At 51.5% G+C, this 17,387-nt stretch carries 16 protein-coding genes; 3 read left to right on the top strand and 13 right to left on the bottom strand.

The window, feature by feature from the left end:
* Window positions 1-15: 15 nt before the first annotated feature.
* The 6 genes from BJP58_RS07310 to BJP58_RS07335 all read right to left on the bottom strand — a co-directional run bounded on the left by BJP58_RS07310 (window position 16) and on the right by BJP58_RS07335 (window position 6,614).
* The gene (locus BJP58_RS07310; RefSeq protein ID WP_194543410.1) at window positions 16-1,485 is read right to left on the bottom strand and encodes a rhamnulokinase; all 1,470 of its coding nucleotides are present in this window, start codon (window positions 1,483-1,485) and stop codon (window positions 16-18) included.
* A 70-nt stretch (window positions 1,486-1,555) separates the two neighbouring features.
* Window positions 1,556-2,821, bottom strand: a complete 1,266-nt coding sequence (gene rhaA / locus BJP58_RS07315) for an L-rhamnose isomerase (protein ID WP_194543411.1) — start codon at window positions 2,819-2,821, stop codon at window positions 1,556-1,558.
* A gap of 108 nt (window positions 2,822-2,929) precedes the next feature.
* Entirely contained in the window at window positions 2,930-4,999 is a 2,070-nt protein-coding gene (locus BJP58_RS07320; RefSeq protein ID WP_194543412.1) for a bifunctional aldolase/short-chain dehydrogenase, read from the bottom strand.
* A gap of 219 nt (window positions 5,000-5,218) precedes the next feature.
* Entirely contained in the window at window positions 5,219-5,539 is a 321-nt protein-coding gene (locus BJP58_RS07325) for a DUF4176 domain-containing protein (RefSeq protein WP_194543413.1), read from the bottom strand.
* A gap of 5 nt (window positions 5,540-5,544) precedes the next feature.
* Window positions 5,545-5,745, bottom strand: a complete 201-nt coding sequence (locus BJP58_RS07330) for a hypothetical protein (protein ID WP_071220301.1) — start codon at window positions 5,743-5,745, stop codon at window positions 5,545-5,547.
* A gap of 17 nt (window positions 5,746-5,762) precedes the next feature.
* Window positions 5,763-6,614 carry a WXG100 family type VII secretion target gene (locus tag BJP58_RS07335; protein ID WP_194543414.1) on the bottom strand — a complete coding sequence of 284 codons (852 nt, stop codon included), beginning with the start codon at window positions 6,612-6,614 and terminating at the stop codon, window positions 5,763-5,765.
* Window positions 6,615-6,974: 360 nt separating this feature from the next.
* On the opposite strand from BJP58_RS07335, the gene BJP58_RS07340 reads away from it, so the two are divergent.
* A complete protein-coding gene (locus BJP58_RS07340) occupies window positions 6,975-7,868 on the top strand; it encodes a hypothetical protein (RefSeq protein ID WP_194543415.1) in 894 nt (297 codons plus the stop codon).
* Window positions 7,869-8,074: 206 nt separating this feature from the next.
* On the opposite strand, the gene BJP58_RS07345 is transcribed toward BJP58_RS07340, so the two are convergent.
* The 3 genes from BJP58_RS07345 to BJP58_RS07355 form a co-directional block, all read right to left on the bottom strand.
* A complete protein-coding gene (locus tag BJP58_RS07345) occupies window positions 8,075-8,398 on the bottom strand; it encodes a hypothetical protein (protein ID WP_194543416.1) in 324 nt (107 codons plus the stop codon).
* A 101-nt stretch (window positions 8,399-8,499) separates the two neighbouring features.
* Window positions 8,500-9,585: a redoxin domain-containing protein gene (locus BJP58_RS07350; protein ID WP_194543417.1), complete on the bottom strand. Its 1,086-nt coding sequence runs from the start codon at window positions 9,583-9,585 to the stop codon at window positions 8,500-8,502.
* A 97-nt stretch (window positions 9,586-9,682) separates the two neighbouring features.
* Complete coding sequence (locus BJP58_RS07355; protein WP_194543418.1) at window positions 9,683-10,210, bottom strand: GNAT family N-acetyltransferase; 528 nt, start codon at window positions 10,208-10,210, stop codon at window positions 9,683-9,685.
* A 178-nt stretch (window positions 10,211-10,388) separates the two neighbouring features.
* Between BJP58_RS07355 and BJP58_RS07360 the strand changes: the two genes are divergently transcribed.
* Entirely contained in the window at window positions 10,389-12,218 is a 1,830-nt protein-coding gene (locus BJP58_RS07360) for a DUF2334 domain-containing protein (RefSeq protein ID WP_194543419.1), read from the top strand.
* A gap of 136 nt (window positions 12,219-12,354) precedes the next feature.
* Window positions 12,355-13,047 (top strand): pentapeptide repeat-containing protein, encoded by a 693-nt coding sequence (locus BJP58_RS07365; RefSeq protein ID WP_194543420.1) that lies wholly within the window; start codon window positions 12,355-12,357, stop codon window positions 13,045-13,047.
* Window positions 13,048-13,183: 136 nt separating this feature from the next.
* Here BJP58_RS07365 and BJP58_RS07370 read toward each other — a convergent pair whose 3' ends face one another.
* The 4 genes from BJP58_RS07370 to BJP58_RS07385 are packed head-to-tail and all read right to left on the bottom strand — an operon-like array spanning window position 13,184 to window position 17,333.
* Entirely contained in the window at window positions 13,184-14,290 is a 1,107-nt protein-coding gene (locus tag BJP58_RS07370; RefSeq protein WP_194543421.1) for a Gfo/Idh/MocA family protein, read from the bottom strand.
* 20 nt (window positions 14,291-14,310) lie between these two features.
* Entirely contained in the window at window positions 14,311-15,042 is a 732-nt protein-coding gene (locus BJP58_RS07375; protein WP_194543422.1) for a ThuA domain-containing protein, read from the bottom strand.
* Window positions 15,043-15,095: 53 nt separating this feature from the next.
* Complete coding sequence (locus BJP58_RS07380; RefSeq protein WP_071220291.1) at window positions 15,096-16,256, bottom strand: Gfo/Idh/MocA family protein; 1,161 nt, start codon at window positions 16,254-16,256, stop codon at window positions 15,096-15,098.
* A gap of 24 nt (window positions 16,257-16,280) precedes the next feature.
* Window positions 16,281-17,333 carry a LacI family DNA-binding transcriptional regulator gene (locus BJP58_RS07385; protein ID WP_194543423.1) on the bottom strand — a complete coding sequence of 351 codons (1,053 nt, stop codon included), beginning with the start codon at window positions 17,331-17,333 and terminating at the stop codon, window positions 16,281-16,283.
* Window positions 17,334-17,387: the final 54 nt, after the last annotated feature.

Consider the following 17,387-nt stretch of genomic DNA (forward strand, 5'->3'; position numbering starts at 1 on the left):
TACTGTTCGTATATTCTATCTCTTCCCGGTCCGCTGACCGAACACCCCGTAAGCCTCCTCCCATAAGGAAGTTTCCTTCGGCTCGTAGGTCTTGACCGGGAAGGACTCTCTAATGACTGCGCGTGCTTCCCATATATCGGACAGCTCGCCTTGCGCGATCCACTGCACGGCCATATTGCCGATGGCACTGCCCTCCGCAGGTCCAGCCCATACGGGTTTCCCTATCGCATTCGCGGTCCACTGGCATAATGTTTCATTATGAATGCCACCGCCCACCATATGCAAGCCCTGAAATTTTTGCCCCGACAATTCCTCGGTCAACTCCAGCACATAACGGTACTGCATGGCCAGGCTCTCCATAATGCAGCGTACAAGAGCGCCTGCATCCTGCGGAACGCTCTGGTTTGTGCGCGCCGCATATTCCACTACACGCTTCGGCATATCTCCGGCTGGGAGGAATATGGGATCATCGGGATCAATAAAACAAGCAAATGCCGGCGCCGCATCCGCCATCTTAACCAATTCGGGATAGGAGTACGTTAACCCTTCTCGTCCCCAGGTCCGCTGACATTCCTGCAGAATCCAAAGTCCCATGATATTCTTGAGCAGTCGGTACGTGTCGTAGGCTCCTCCCTCATTCGTGAAGTTCAGCTCTCTGGCCCGTTCATGAATGACAGGCTGATCGACTTCAGTTCCCATCAGCGACCAGGTACCGCAGCTCAAGTAAGCAAACGAACGCTCTATAGCCGGAACCGCGACCACGGCGGAAGCCGTATCATGCTCTGCAACCGTATAGAGCGGAATCGGCGGGATCCCCAGCTCCTCCGTGACGGATGATCTCAAAGCCCCAACATGCGTACCGGGTTGAGCCACAGGATGAAATAACTTATGAGGAATATTCAATGATTTCAAGAGATGATCATCCCAGCTTGCCGAAAGCGGGTTATACAGCTGCGTTGTAGTAGCGTTCGTAAATTCATTCGCCATCTCGCCGGTCAAGAAGTAGCGCAGCAAATCGGGAATCATAAGAAGACGCTCGGCTTCTTGAAGCAAGTAGGGCTTCTGACGCTGTAAGGAAGCCAGCTGATAGATCGTGTTGAATGAGAGGAACTGGATCCCCGTCCGATCAAAAATCTCGGCAGGCGGCACATCCCGGAAGACCTGCTCCATCACGCCATCCGTGTGCGTGTCCCGATAATGATACGGATTCATGAGCAGCTCCCCGCTCCGATCCAGAAGTCCGAAATCCACCGCCCAGGAATCAATACCGATGCTCGTCGGCAGGCTATGCTGTCCTTTCAATCGGAGCAAGCCCTGCTTCATCTCGTGGTAGATCCGCAGTATATCCCATTGGAAACGGTCGCCGATTCGAACCGGATCGTTCGGGAACCGGTGAATTTCCGTTACGTCGATGGTTCGGCCGTTCCATTGGCCCAGCATGGCCCTGCCACTGCTTGCGCCCAAATCAAATGCAAGAACGTTCAAGGCTTCCAGCCTCCTTGTCAGATCATAATCAACGATTCAGGCACGAGCCCGAGTGATACTCCGTCTCTTCTCATGCTTGCGTACGTTTCAGCAATACATCCTGTTCATACTGTTTCACTTCGGACAGCCACTCTTCTCTTACAGGTACGCCCATACGTTCGCAGTAATAATCCCACACCGCTCCAAACGGATAGGATTTAAACTCTTCCGTTAACGCCAGGCGGGTCGTGTAATCGCCTTCAAGTTCGGCCTGCTTCAGCCGATCGACAGGTTCCAGCTTGGCACGCAGCAGCGCCTTTATCGTATTTCGGGTACCGATAACCCACGCGGCGATACGGTTAATGCTGGCATCAAAGAAGTCCAGTCCAATATGGGTAACATCCAGCAGGTTATTGCGCACCAGCTCGCGTCCAATCTCGGTCAGTTCATCATCCATGATGACGACATGGTCGCTGTCCCAGCGCATCGGCCGGCTGACATGAAGGAGAAGTCCATCGGTGAAAAGGGCAAGCGATGACAGTTTGCCGGCAATGCTCTCGGTTGGATGGAAGTGACCCGCATCCAGGCAGATCAGCTTGTTGTTCTGTATGCCGTATCCCATGTAGAACTCGTGCGAACCCACAACGTAAGCCTCTGAGCCCAGTCCGAACAGTTTACTCTCGACGGCATCGAGGTTCCATTGCGGATTAATATCTTCAGCAAAAATCTCATCCAGCGCTTCCTTCAGCCGCTGCCTCGGCGCCATTCGGTCTACCGGCACATCCTTATAACCGTCCGGAACCCAGATATTCGTCACGCAGGTTTGACCCAGCTGTTCGCCGAAGTAAGCCCCGATTCTTCGTGATGCCTTGCAATGCTCAATCCAGAATTGACGGATTGCCGGATCGGGATGACTCAGCGTAAACCCATCCTTCGATTTGTCATGGGAGAAGCAGGTCGGATTAAAATCGAGTCCGATTCCTTGCTCTTTGGCCCAATCCACCCAAGATTGGAAGTGCCTCGGCTCCAGCTGATCCAGATCAACGGTCTCATCGGTATCCGCGTAGATCGCGTGGAGGTTCACCTTGTGGGATCCCGGAATGAGCGACATCGCTTTTTCCAGATCGGCCCGCAGCTGTTCCGGCGTTCCTGCAGCGCCTGGATATTTCCCGGTCACGGAGATGCCCCCGGACAGCTCCTGGTCGCGGAACAGGAATCCCCGGACATCGTCTCCTTGCCAGCAGTGAATGGAGATTTTGATGCGTTCAAGTTCCGTCAAAATTTCGTCCACGTTGATGCCATGCTGCCCATAGAGCTTTTTCGCTTCTTCAAAGTTCCTTGCAACATCCTGCCTCATCCCATAACCTCCCGTATGATATGGATAGCTAGGTCATCTCTGACCCAGCTTCCCATCTTAATAAGTAATCTTGATTTCTTGCGGTAGATGCGTCATATCTTCATTCGATTAACGAGTAAACGCAGCAGGCACTCCGCCGTCAATTGTCAGCATGCAGCCCGTTGTCTTCGAAGATCTTGATGATGCAAAGTAAGCGATGCCTTCGGCAATATCCTGCGGATAGATGTTGACAAGAAGCGTCGTGCGTTTACGATAGTGCTCTTCAAGCTGATCCGGCTCAATCCCGTAAGCTGCTGCCCGCTCGTTTCTCCAGTTCGAATTCCAGATCGCGGAGCCTTGCAGAATGGCATCCGGAAGAATGGTATTGACTCGAATGCCGTATTCTCCGCCTTCCGCAGCAATGCAGCGAGCCAGGTGAGCCTCCAGTGCTTTTGCGGAGCTGTATGCAGTCACGTTTTTGCCGGCATAGACCGAATTTTTCGATCCCACAAACACCATGCTTCCGCCAACGCCCTGTGTCTTCATCAACGAGAAGGCTTCCCGCGCAACCAGGAAATAACCTGTGCCCAGCACGTTCATGTTCAGATTCCATTCCTTCAGCGATGTCTCGTCAAACGGGCTGGATGTCGCAAGGCCCGCATTGTTGACGATAATGTCAACACCGCCATAAGTGATGGAGGTTTCTCGATAGGCGCGTTTCACGGCCTCTTCGTCGGTTACATCCATTTTAACAGCAAATGCCCGATTCTCCCCGTATTTTGCATTGATCTCCTCGGCTACCTGCTGCGCGCCTTCCAGGTTCAAATCCGCCAAAACGACATGTGCGCCATCAGCTACCAGCCTGCGGGCCGTGGCACTTCCGATACCGCCTGCTCCTCCGGTGATAAAAGCGATCTGGCGCGAAAACTCCGCTTCTGCCGGTGCGAGGCTCAATTTATACAGCTCCAGCGGCCAATACTCCACGTTGTAGGATTCATTTTCACTCAGGGATACAAAATCGCCCAAGGCCGTCGCGCCGCGCATGACCGCAATCGCCCGATGATACAGGGCGCCGCTGACTTGCGACATCGCCCAGCTCTTGCCCGTGTTGATCATGCCGATGCCCGGAATAAGAATGACGCGCGGAGCCGCCTCGAACATGATGTCGCCTTCATGATGGTTGCGTTCAAAATAAGCTTGATACTGCTCTTTGTATGCTGCAATGCCTTCGATCAGCTTTGCCTTAAGGCCTTCGACATCTTCAGCATCAGGTGTCCAGTCGATGAAGAGAGGAACTACCTTGGTATGAACCAGATGATCGGGGCAAGCTGCGCCTACTTGGGACAGCTTCGGCGAATCGATACCCCCGACAAAGTCCAGCACATCCTCTTGATCGTCGAAGGACAGGATCATCTTCTTCACATCGCTGACGGCACCGCGGACCGCGGGCATCACTTCGGCGGCGATGCTGCGGCGCACTTCCGAGGCCAGTGGCGCGAACTTCCGGCCACCGAACAGCTTGTCGTTATTCACTCGCGCTTCGATGTAGGCTTCCGCTTCACTAATGATTCGAATCGTTTGTGCGTAACAGGCTTCCGATGTATCGCCCCAAGTGACAAGCCCGTGCTTCTCCATAAGCACAAGCTCGGCTTTCGGATTAGCCAACACCCCTTCGGCAATCATCTTAGACAGCATAAATCCAGGGCGAACGTATGGTACCCACACAAATCGGTCGCCAAAGATCTCCCGGGCTAATTCTTTGCCGTTATGGGCGCAGCATAAGCTGATAATGGCATCCGGATGTGTATGGTCCACATGCCGAAACGGCAAGAACGCGTGCAGCAGCGTTTCAATGGATGCGCGCGGGTGCTTCGAATCGACCATGCAGTGACCCAGGTAAGCCACCATCTCTTCATCCGACATCGAATCCCTTTCGAATAATGGCCGGATGTCCTCCATCCGCAAACCTGTGAAATTGCCCGCTTTCATGGTAGCCAGATCCGATCCGCTGCCTTTTACGTACATAACCTCTATGTCTTTACCGCGAAAATCCTGAATCGTTGTTTTGCTGGATGTATTGCCGCCGCCCCAGTTGCACACACGCCGGTCGGACCCGATTAAATTTGAACGGTAGACCAGCTCATCCAATGTATTTTGTGCCTGCTGCGCCTTTGACTGTTCCCATAAGCTTTGAACCATGAAGTTTCCCCTCCGATTGACCATATGAATTTGCTTTCATTTGTTTCTCATAATATCACGCCCGTTTATCTTTGAATAGTATATTTTCAAAAATAAACACAGATTTAAATATGTTTATTTAGGATTACGCACTGTGAATCTGTTGCAAACAAAAAAGCAGCCCTGCCAGAGTTGCCTCTGAACAGAGCTGCTATGCTGCTGTGCTGCTATATGATGAAACTATGATTTGTCCGAGCCTGCGGCTGCCATTTGATCCGCCTTCGCAATTCCTTCGATCAATGCATCACGAAACGCAATTTCGTCCTCATTGACGTAACCCATAAATACAATTTCCGAAATGTCTTTATGGTTGAAAAAGATATTGGAATCCGCGGTCAGATTCCCGTGAGGGTAGAAGCAGGCCACGTAATCCCAACGCTTCAACGTCTTGGAGTCGTTCTGCATCCGACCATAGATCATCAGCGTCTGGTCCCATTCCTTGAACTTGACTACGGATCCGATTGGCAGCAGTTTCTGTTCCGTTTGCTCATGCTGTTCCATGTTGATCAACCCTTCAATATTTTTTTACCGATCCAATATACAATCGACACAACGAGCGGTACTCCAATGAGAAAGGATAGGCAAATGACTGCTTTTTCCGCAGCTGCGTAACTTGTGTCAAGCAGATTGGGAATCACGGTACCCAGTACACCGACAACAGCAATGATCACCATTATGTATTTGAACCGTTTTTGTTTATCGCTCATCGGCGGTGCTCCCCCTTCTATTTTACCGTAATCGCTCCTCCGAGCCCGACAAGGCTTGCTCCAGGTCCTAACGGCACGTGGAACTTTAAACCGCTTTTCCCCACCTCAGCGGATGCGCCGAGTACGCCGAGTGAAGCGGAACCTCCAATATGCAGCTCCTTATCCGTCCATGGAAGCGGAATATTCACGCCGCCTTCATACTTGTTTAATGTAGCTTCAGCCCCGACACTGAGCGTGCCATCCTTAACGGCCGCCTCAACCTCGGCCTTAACCAGGCTAACCGAACCTTCGACATGATCATTAGCATAGCCTGCTTCTACAACTGCGCCGCTGGCATGCGCTCCTTCAGTAAGGCTGGCCCCTGCGCTGCCTGTAATGGCTTTGGCAAATAACCCATTCTCTTCATGCTTGATTACGCTGCCTTCCACATTTACACCTTTAAGTGCTGCATCCAGCGGGTTACTTGAAGATTTAGCAGAAACACCGGAAGCCATAGTTGCAGAGCCTGCTGCAGCTGCCGTAGGAATTCCGGCTCCGGAGGCTGCTCCAGCCAGAATACCTGCTCCGGCAACTGCTCCACCAGCGGAAGCACCGTTCACCATCTCATCCGTGGAACGGAATTTGACGGAAATTTGCTTCAGTTCGGTGGATATCGATTGTAAGCACTCTACGAACTTGATCATGGTTGCCCTGGCTTGCTGGTAATCCCCGAAAAACCGCTCACGGGTCATCCCCTGCCACTGGTCTTCCATTTCATGAATGCTTCGCTGGAGCCGTTCCACCATATCGCTGCTAAGTTGCCCTGACTGCGCAAATTGCGTGGATACCTGCTCCAACTGCTCGGGTGTAACTAAAATTCGATTGGACATAAATACGGACGCCCCTTCTGTCTTTTTTGCCTCTGCTTTTCAGGCAGTCTAAATGCAAATTTCAATTCCATAAACCTATTAACCGGTCGATCTCGTGAATAACCACATTTTTCAATTTTAGTAGGTATACAGGAAAGGAGCAATCAAGCGAGAGGTTCATTTCTTAGTGCCTAATCTAGTAAAAAAGAACTGGCTCCGTTTCTCTCCCGTCCTGATTAACACTCGCTTTATCCCCGGCTTTAGTCCAGTTTGAAATCATTCCGGCGTACAGGGTCCCCTTACATCCCCAGCCCGTTAAAGTCACCCCCATTCTCCTGTAAATTATAAACAATTCATCATTACGGAGAGGGTGTCATTCATATGAATCAACTTGCACGTGAAGCGACGAACCGGGCGATCAAGCTGTATAAGCAGGAGACTTGGCTCTTGCTGACGGGGCTGCTCGGGTTTTTGTTAGCCGGAATATGCGGGATATGGGTATTGCTGAATGGAGGACCTGTCTCGCCTGATGGAGATATCTCCAAAGCGTTTTCCTTCAACGCGGCCCTGGGGATATTCATCATATCAACCGCCATCATTTTACCGGTTTCCGGTATGAGGCCTCGAAGCAAATCGATCTACCGCTGGTGTTATATTCCGCTCGTTCTGTTCTCCTACTTCGCCGAAACCGTTCAAAACTTCCGCGGTGTCGATCCGCGATTCGTCCAGAACGGCTCGACCTTTGATCATGTCATCTCGGTTATTTTTCCTGCTGTTGCGATTCTGCTTATCATATTCTACCTGATCCTTGGCGCCCAGTACTTCCGCAAGCGTGTAATGCAAGCCCATCCGGAACTCGGACTCGGCATTCGTTATGCCATGATTGCGGTGCTGCTATCTTTTGCAGCCGGCATATGGATCTCCGTCAACGCGGGACGCTATACCGGGATCGACGGCAATATCATCTGGCTGCACGGACTAGGGTTCCATGCTCTGCAAGCGATCCCTTTTATGGCGTGGCTGTCCATCAGAAAATCCGTCAATCCTGCGGTTAAACCGATACTGATCCATATTAGCGGCTTGGCGTATTTGCTCGGATTAATCGCCATCGGATGGCAGACGTTTCTTGGATACTCCATCGCCGAATGGTCCTTGCTTCCGATTCTGGCGGGCAGCTGTTTTCTTGTCTCATTCACGCCGGTTATATGGCTGCTCAGTCAATCGAATACATCCGTTGAACCCATCCACAATGCCCACTCCACTCGTAATGTATGAGGCTATCATAAGAAAAACGTCTATCGACGAACTTTCTCAGAAGACAGACCGCGCTTATAGGATGTTTTTCTTGCGATATCAGGAAGGCCCATGCTTCGAAGTTTATACTTTCTGATATCTAAAAAAAAAAAGAGACAGTACCGGGGAATTCCCCGCCTGTCTCTTCTATAAAAACACTGCGCCCGTAATCTAAAGCCTGTGACCGCTTAGATAAACAAAAACGGAATGAGAAACAACAGCGCTATGGCTTCCCAAGCTAGCACATTGGCTCCCCAGCCGTATCCGCCGTAACCGTAAGGTCCGAATGCGGACGTGTGCGCACCGCCTTTAGTAGACTTCGAAGATTTTTTGCCCTTCTTGCCTTTTGTGGACAATATATATGCGGATGGGTTCGCAAATTCGAGTTCAAGGCCTCGATCATGTACACCGCGTATGGTCCCCACGACTTCCGTTCCATCACGCATGACAGCGCAAACGGTCTTTCCGACGTAACCTCTGCATCCTTCTGCCGAAATTGGTATTGGCTGCACTCTATCTCCCCCTCCCCAGCGTTTGTGTATTATATTCCTCCTGGGGAGAAGGCGGCAGAGATAGATGTCCACGTCACCAAAAATCCGCAATTGAACCTGACTTAATCACTAGCCTTTCGGTAGGCCCTAACCATTAAATCCTCGTCGATTGCGCCTTGAAACCGCTCTGATATCACACCATCCGGCTTAATGACGTAGGTGGTCGGATAGGCCACCACCTCATATTGTCTCGTGCTTGCTCCGCTCTGGTCGTATAGGACAGGGAAGGTTAAGCCATTTTTCTCGACGAAGGTTTGTACCTCACTCATACTATTTTCCAAATGCGTCATATTGACAGCCAGAATGATTACATTCTCATCCTGATATTTGTCGTAAAAATCCTGCATATAGGGCATTTCTACCTTGCATGGCGGGCACCAGGAGGCCCAGAAGTTCAGAAGAACGGTTTTCCCCCGATAATCGGACAGTTTGACCTCCTGCCCTTCCCGATTCATCAGCGAAAAATCCGGTGCGCGAAGTCCGGGCTTTAACCCTTCAGCAATGGTATCCGAATTGCTTTCCACATTCGGAGATACGTTCGCTTCTCGCTCGCTGCCCGCGGTCAAAGCAAAGTCATAGATTACCCACACGAAGAGAGCCCCCATGATGAGCAGCACCGCTCCATTTCTGCCTAATCCCAGGGTAAGAAAGCGGGACAGCGGAGAATGGAAGTGAAGCCAGCTCATCGTCAGCAGTATGCCGAATATTAGCATATAGAATAATGAAGAGTTTACACCGGCCCCGTCCGCCCACAACCACTGAAATACATACCCGGCCCATCCGCCTGCAAATGCCGACAACAGTGCGGACTTCAGCAGCAGACCTGAATTCTCCCTTTTTTTGTTCCAGCGCAGAGCTGCGTAGACCAGGGCTAGAACGGCCCCAAGCCATATCCCCTTCGTTCCGCCGGTCATGTAAATAAGCGAGGTGGGATGCTGAACGGTGCGGATCGGATCGAACACCAGCATCCCGAATTTCCATGAAATAAAACCGATGATAAGTACAGATAAATAAGTGTCCAGGATCCATTCCCGCTGCGGCGTCTGACGCAAACGAATTCGAAGCGCAGCAAATCCGGCTGCCGCACAGATCAGAAAAATCACGATGTCGGCCCTCATCATAAAAGGTCCTATCGGAATTATGCTCAAATGCAAACCTCCTCAGGTCGGCAGAACAATTACCCGCCGGGGTATATCATCATCATAGTAGATTCCCTCTCTAATGTAAACTCAAGCGGGGCATTTTTCAGGAGAAGGATCCAATCCGGTCAATGGAACTCCATAGCAGAGCCACTTCCGTATGCGTTTTTCCGCCGATTACAATTTCTTTTCGTCTCCGTTCCTGGCCGCCCATATGTTTATAAAAATGCTCAGCCGAATTACCTTCCAGCACCCAGACCAGTAAAGAACGATACCCTTTCTTTTGCAGAAACTCCTTCAGCCTCGCAAACAGCTCCCGTCCCCAGCCCATCCCCTGAATCTCTTTCAGGAGATAGATCGCGTAGAGTTCTCCTTCATCAGAAATCTTCTGCTCTCGCTCCGTGCCGTAAGACATGAACCCGTATACCTTGCCATCTTCATCGGCAATGACCAGAAGTTGTTCGTCCTCCGGCATATTGGCAAGCTTACGGCGCCAGCCTTCAATCCGATCCGCAGCAGACAATTTTTCTAAAAAGCGATCATCCACGATCCCCTTATACGTCGTTTTCCAGCTGTTCACATGGACGTTAGCAATGCCTGCTGCATCCTGTTCATTTGCGTGTCTAATCTGCATGAACTTCCTCTTCCTCCTGCCCATATCTTAATCCCTATGTATTCGCGGACACGCTCCGCGATCCTCTTTTTTCTTCGTGAACGCTTCATCCCCGATGACGAAATGCCCATTCCCGGCATAAATATATCGGGATATCGCGATCTCGAAAACAGCTGGCATTGGAAGGAGCGCATCTTGGTTGAATAAGGCATTGATACGGCTTGAAGATATCGGTCCGGGCGGCTGGTATGAGACGGAAGAACAACAGGCGAAGCTGCTGGTAATCGCACAGTTGCTGCATCAGCTGCAGATTCCCTTTCATCTGGCCGTCATTCCGCGGTATGTGAATCCGGCACATCATGTGGATCGGTCGATAGATGATCAGCATGATGGAGCTTCCCTTCGATTTGTCCGGCTGCTACAAACGATGGTAGACCTTGGCGCCTCGATTGGTATTCATGGATATACGCATCAGTACGGGGGATCGGTAAGTGGCGACGGATTTGAATTTGCTTATTCCGAATGCAGCGCCGACTGTCCTCCAGATGATCCGCCCGAAACGGTCCATTCGCTCCGTCAGCTGCAGCAATCTTATGCTTATCAGCGGGTACAGCAGGCTCATAAGATGTTTCAAAGAGCTGGTCTTCCGGCGGTTTGGTATGAAACTCCTCATTATACCGCTTCATCTGTCCAGCGACACATTATCGAGATCTGTAACGGCATCCTCTATGAATCACCGCCTTCCAGCCCGGTTGCAAGGACAGCAGCACTACAGCACATCCCGGACGATCCGTTAACGAACGGGACGATCTACGTTCCCACTCCGCTTTATTATGTGGCTGGTGATAAGATCGAGGAAGAAGTCACTCGGATAGAACGGACATTGCAGGATTTCACAGGAGCACGGGAACTGGCTTCATTCTTTTACCACCCCTATCTCGAATTTCCCTATATCCGCTTCCTTGCTGACGGCAATGTGCATTATGACGAGCATTCACCGCTCAGAAGAATCATTCAAGCCTTCAAGAGGGAGCTTAAATCGTTTGTGTCCATAACCTCGAGCATGCCCTTTATACCGGATTTCAGGGAAACCCGATTGCTGGACAGGATGACCATGAAACACCCTAAGTTTCTGCACGCCAAGAGACAAGCGCTGCCGGATCGATGGATCGTCCGGGACGAGACCAACAACCAATGGTACGACGCTGCTCTTGAGGTCGGGTTCCCCATGAAAATCCATAATGGCATACGATATATACGCCCCATGTTGGCAGATTGGCCACTATACCCGGGTGGGACTGCGATGGCTGGCGATTACGATGGGGATGGCAGCATCGATGCGGCTGTATGGAATGCGGAGCTTGGGATATGTGAGGTTGCCTTGGGCTCAGGCAGCCGTTTAGTACCTTCGGGTCATTGGCTCTGTGAATCTGGAGCCGTGGACTGGAAAACTCTAACGGGAGATTTTGACGGAGACGGCAGACATGATTTATTTTTATGGGACCCTGTCACAGGGAAAGCCGCCATTGCTTTTAGCTCCGGGCGTGATTTTTATTCTCCCCTAATTCAGCATGAGGTTTCCGTACGGGGTGAAGGCATGATACCCTCCATAGGAGATGTGAATGGCGATGGGCTGGATGACCTGGTTGTGTGGAATTCCGACTCAGGCACATGCCAGGTCTGGTTAAGCACCGGGAAACAGCTCGTGGATGCGGGAGATTGGTATTCCGCCAAGAGTCCAATGGGTTCTTTCATATCCATGATGCTTGGCGACGTGGATGGCGATGGGCTGGAAGATTTGATTCTTGTTGAACATACCGCAGGGAACTGGTTCGTTCTATATGGCTCGGGGACCGCCTTCGGGCGGCAGGAAGAACGGTTTGGGCCCTGGGTTGCCGGAGAACGCATGACACCTTTCATTGCCGACCTGACGGGCAATGGCCGTGTCAGTCTGCTGACATGGTCTCCGAATCGGCTTGGCGGCACCTTGGACGCCGCCATCAATTCCAGAGACCGGACAATCGGATAAGGACATGATATACTTCTATACAACGAAACCGGGTCATTTCAAAACTCCCGCTATACGCGGTCTGTCATCGGAGAAAGAACGTCGATAGATCTATAGGATCATCTCTATACTTATTTCTATATTTGGAGGAGAATTCATGTCATCCAATAGCAAGAGCAATTCTAACAACAATACAGCCGGTCCATCATCCCCAGTCAAAATCGTGAAACCCAAGCTCCCTAAGCAGCTTGAGCCTATGATTCTATCCGATACTGGCGTTGACGATGAATCCTCATTTATTCAATCCACTTGTCAGGACGAGACCCTGTCTTATATTTCAGCCGACAAGGTTCAATTCGATCAAATGATATTCCATAATGTTACGTTCCAGCACGTCACGCTCCACCATGCCGAACTAACGGATCTTGTGTTTAACCACTGCGATTTGTCCAACGTCGACCTCAGTGAGGCCATTATGTACCGCGTACAATTCAATCATTGCAAAATTCTGGGGCTCGACTTGACGGCAGCCACCATCCGAAATGTCGTATTCGATCATTGTACGGGCGACTACGCTACGTTCCGTTTTGCTAACATGAAGCAGGTGTCCTTCCAATCCACCTCGCTCGTAAAATCGGATTTTTATCATTCCGAATTAAGTAAGGTGGAATTTGTGGATTGCCAGATCGACCAATCGCAGTTCTCCGGCACGAAGCTTGCGGGAATCGACTTAAGCCGAACGGACTTTCATAACATTGGCGTGACCCTGGAAGATCTTCAAGGATGCATCATATCGCCGCATCAAGCCATCCCGTTAACCAAAATATTCGGTCTTGTCGTAAAAGATTGAGCGTGAGCTTAGGCTTGGCCCATATAATCAAAATCGTTTGTTTACAGGGGAACGTATACACGTGCACAGCATAAAGCGGCTTACTCCGTGGTCCGCTTGGACCTTTCGGGTTAAGCCGCTTTCTTAAATCATCCTATTATTGATCAAGGGTGTATTTCTGCAAATCAAGCGGGAGCGGGGCCGGGATGTCACAGGTGCTGACCATCTCATAGCGCTTGCCTTCATCGGAAGCATCATGGAAGCCCCACATGGCTTCAAGCACATGATAGGCAAGCTCGCCGCTCGCACGATGAGCTCTTCCGCTGCGGATGGCGTAGGCCATATCCGCCGGGCCGATCCCTCTTGTATTCTCGTTATACCCGGGAAGCAGCGGCTCTTCCGTCCACTCAGTTTCTCCGGTCAATCGATATTGTACGGAGCCGCCAAAGCCGTTGGGATCCGGGACGAGCATCGTGCCCTTGGTGCCGTAGATTTCAATATTAGGCAGCGTGCTGCCTCCAAATACATCAAAACTCGTAATCAGCGTGCCAATCGCACCGTTATGAAACTCCATAAGTCCAGCCACATGAGTAGGAATGTCCACTTGAATTTTTTGACCCTGTTTTTTCTCACTGGTAATCGTCCGCTCCGCAAGGGCCGTCCCGGTCATGCCGCTAATACGGCGGATCGGTCCCAGCAGCTGAACCAGCGCCGTCAGGTAGTAAGGCCCCATATCGAACATCGGACCTCCGCCGGCGGCATAATAAAATTCCGGATCGGGATGCCAATGCTCATGACCGCGGCTCATCATAAATGCGGTCGCTGCTATCGGCTTGCCGATGCGCCCGTCTTCAATCAACTTCAGTGCCGTTTGGATTCCTGCTCCAAGAAATGTCTCAGGAGCACATCCAACGAGCAGACCTTTGGACGCAGCCATATCCAGCACCGCCTTACCCTCTTCACGGGTTACGCCAAGGGGCTTTTCCACATACACGTGCTTGCCGGCTTGCAGCGCATCCAGCATAATTTGCGCGTGTAATGCAGGTATCGTCAGATTAATGACCAGCTCAATCTCCGGATCTGCAAGCAGCTCCTCGGTAGTGTATACATTCGGAATATGATACTTGGCAGCCTGTTCCTCGGCACGGGCACGATCGATATCCGCACACGCCGTCAGCTCCAGGATATCGAACTTATGACAGTTTTCCATATAGATGCCGCTGATTTTTCCGCAGCCAATGATGCCAACCTTTACTTTCTTCATGATCCAAGTCTCCTTCTGCCTTATTGGCTGTCTCCCATGCCTGTGTAGCCTTGACCTTCCGTAAACACACTCATGTCCGAACCCGAATATAATGCTTTTCCTTCAGCAGCCCAGAGCAGTCCCCTGCGCATCATTTCCTTCACCTGCGGCATATCGACGATATCGGCATGATGGCCGAGGGAATTGTAATAGACCCGTCCATATCCCCAGCGCTTCGTCCATACTACCGGCATATCAACCGCTTGGTTCAGCAGATGCGGTCCGGCCACAACCGGAAAGCGAGTGGTTGCCAGCACTTCAACGGCCGGATCGACATGCAGATAATACTGCTCGGAGACCACCGTAAAATCCTGCATCCCTTCCACCAACGGGCTGGAGCTCGATTTAATCTCTACCTGGTACTTCACGCCATCGTTGCCCGGATGCGCAACCCATTGACCTCCGGTCATAAACTGCCAATCCACATTGTTGCGAAACGAATCGCACATCCCGCCGTGACAGCCCGCCAAGCCGGTTCCCTTCTGCACGGCAAGCGATACGTTGCTCACCTGCTCCTTCGATATTTCTCCCATCGTCCATACCGGCACGATCAGATCCAGGGCCTGAAGTTTCTCTGCATCATTAAAAGCATCCAGCGTGTCGGATACCTCAACCTCATATTGCTCAGCCCGAAGCAATTCCGCGAAAATGCCGGCAACCTGCTCAGGTTCATGTCCGTCCCAGCCGCCCCATACGATCAAAGCCTTTTTCATGCGTAGCACTCCTTTTTTTATGTGTCCGGCCAGGATTGGCCGAAGTGACTTGATTACATTTCCGACAACCGCACCCAGCGGCGTTCTTCAATGGATTTATCCACGGCTTCCAGCACAGCCTGACATTTCACGCCATCCTCGAAATTCGGCACAGGCTGCCTTCCCTCGGAAATAGCGGTCGATAGCTCCAGGATTTCATGCGTAAAGGTGTGCTCGAAACCAATCGTATGTCCCGGCGGCCACCATGCCTCCATATAATCGTGAACGGGATCGGTTGCCAGTACGCGGCGGAAGCCCTGAACATCCTCATCGTCGGACGTAAAGTAAACCTCCAGCTCATTCATTCGTTCAAAATCGAATTTGACGCTGCCCAAGCTGCCGTTGATCTCAAAGGAATTGGTGCTGCGGTGCCCTGCGGCAAAGCGCGTCGCCTCAAAGCTGCCCAGCGCCCCGTTCTCGAAGCGGGTCATGAACAACGTGGCGTCATCTACCGTCACTTTCCCCATGGGACCGCCTGTGCTTCCTTTTGCACTTAACCCGGTCATCTCGCTGGCAATGGGACGCTCCTTGATAAAGGTCTCGCTCATTCCGATCACTTCCTGCATATCACCGACCAGATAATGCGCGAGATCGATCAGGTGGGCACCAAGATCCCCATGCGATCCGGATCCGGCCACTTCCTTCTGCAATCTCCATACCAGCGGGAATTGCGGGTCCATGATCCAATCCTGCAAAAACCAAGCGCGGAAATGATAAATCTGACCCAATCTTCCACTCTCAACCAGCTTCTTGGCCAGTCTTACAGCTGGCGAAAATCTATAATTAAACCCAACCATATGGGTAACTCCCGCTTCTTCCGCCGCCTGCAGCATCTCTCTGGCATCCGCCAAGGTCAAGGCAAGCGGCTTCTCGCAAAATATATGCTTCCCCGCCTTCGCCGCGGCAATGGCAATCTCCTTATGGGCATCGCTTGGGGCGTTGATATCGATCAGATCGATATCTTCCCGATTGACAAGCTCCTTCCAATCGGTAACGCTTTCACTCCAGCCCAATTGATCCGCAGCTGCTTGCACGGCCGACACATTGCGGCCGCAGATCGCCACCATTTCAGGCTTCAACGCCTCCGGGAAAAACATCGGCAAGCTCCGGTAAGCATTGCTGTGGGCTTTGCCCATAAATTTATAACCAATCATGCCTACACGTAATTGTTTCATCCTTCATTCCTCCTTAAATAAGAGTTATTCATTTCGATGAAGCGAAGATGCACGGATTACCAGGCGAGTTGGCAGCTGGCGATGGAGCACTGCGTTCGTTTCGCTGCCTTCTGGCAGATCGGAGGCGTCCAGCATACGAAGCACATGATCCGCTGCAAGGCATCCCAGTTCATAGAACGGAACCCTCACGCTGGTAAGCGGCGGCGTGCACAGCTCGGCGGCTTCCGAATCGTCATACCCGACAAAAGCAGGCATTCGCTCCTCTGAAATGCCTAGCGCACGCAGCCCCTGCTGAAGTCCAATCGCCATGCGGTCATTGGCTGCAAATACGGCTTCAATCCGGTCCAGCTTCCCGGCGACTTTCTCGGCAGCAGCATAACCGCTTTTACGGCTGAAGTTACCTTCGAACAGCAAAGTTTCATCCAGTACGATTCCCGCTTCATTCAGTGCCCGGCTGTACCCCTTCAACCGATCGCGACTGTTGGAATACTGAGGCGGCCCATTAAGAAAAGCAATGTTCCGAAATCCCTGCTGCGTCAAGTGATGAACGGCTTGATAGCTGCCATCCACATGATCGGCATCCATAACGTGAAAGGCCTCGCCGTCAAAGTATTGATTAATCAGGCAATAAGGGTGATCCGCTTCGCTCAGCTGTTTGATGGCCGCACGTTCGCCTTCATCATCCCGGGCACCAAGAATAATGCAAGCGTCTACCTTCTGGGTGCGGAACAGATTCAAGTAATCCATTGAACCGCCGGGCTCACGGAACAGCATCAATAGGTCATACTGGCTTTCCAGCGCCTTACTGCCAATACCGCTTAATATTTCGGAAAAATAATAAGCGGAGAAGATGCGGGCTTTCGGCAGGTAGGGCATGACAACGCCCAGGTTACCGCTTCTTCGGCGGGCAAAACTTCGGGCAAGCGCACTTGGGGTATACCCAAGCCGATCCGCCGCTTCCAGCACCCGCTGCTTGGTCTCTTCCTTGATAGGTCCGACCCCGTTCAGTACACGGGATACCGTCGCTTCCGAAACGCCGGCAAGCTGTGCTACCTCTTTACGACTAGCGATATTCATCAAGCCTCCTGCAATTTATGTACGCGCGTACATTTTCTCATGGAGCCTCGCTGT

The sequence above is a fragment of the Paenibacillus sp. JZ16 genome, from assembly GCF_015326965.1.
Lineage (GTDB): Bacteria > Bacillota > Bacilli > Paenibacillales > Paenibacillaceae > Paenibacillus_AQ.

Bases quoted from the DNA above. Each gene is read 5' to 3' on its own strand.
- BJP58_RS07370 (WP_194543421.1), bottom strand. From the start codon at position 14,290: ATGAAGAAAGTAAAGGTTGGCATCATTGGCTGCGGAAAAATCAGCGGC.
- BJP58_RS07330 (WP_071220301.1), bottom strand. From the start codon at position 5,745: ATGAGCGATAAACAAAAACGGTTCAAATACATAATGGTGATCATTGCT.
- BJP58_RS07335 (WP_194543414.1), bottom strand. From the start codon at position 6,614: ATGTCCAATCGAATTTTAGTTACACCCGAGCAGTTGGAGCAGGTATCC.
- BJP58_RS07365 (WP_194543420.1), top strand. From the start codon at position 12,355: ATGTCATCCAATAGCAAGAGCAATTCTAACAACAATACAGCCGGTCCA.
- BJP58_RS07380 (WP_071220291.1), bottom strand. From the start codon at position 16,256: ATGAAACAATTACGTGTAGGCATGATTGGTTATAAATTTATGGGCAAA.
- BJP58_RS07320 (WP_194543412.1), bottom strand. From the start codon at position 4,999: ATGGTTCAAAGCTTATGGGAACAGTCAAAGGCGCAGCAGGCACAAAAT.
- BJP58_RS07355 (WP_194543418.1), bottom strand. From the start codon at position 10,210: ATGCAGATTAGACACGCAAATGAACAGGATGCAGCAGGCATTGCTAAC.
- BJP58_RS07375 (WP_194543422.1), bottom strand. From the start codon at position 15,042: ATGAAAAAGGCTTTGATCGTATGGGGCGGCTGGGACGGACATGAACCT.
- BJP58_RS07340 (WP_194543415.1), top strand. From the start codon at position 6,975: ATGAATCAACTTGCACGTGAAGCGACGAACCGGGCGATCAAGCTGTAT.
- BJP58_RS07325 (WP_194543413.1), bottom strand. From the start codon at position 5,539: ATGGAACAGCATGAGCAAACGGAACAGAAACTGCTGCCAATCGGATCC.
- BJP58_RS07385 (WP_194543423.1), bottom strand. From the start codon at position 17,333: ATGAATATCGCTAGTCGTAAAGAGGTAGCACAGCTTGCCGGCGTTTCG.
- rhaA (WP_194543411.1), bottom strand. From the start codon at position 2,821: ATGAGGCAGGATGTTGCAAGGAACTTTGAAGAAGCGAAAAAGCTCTAT.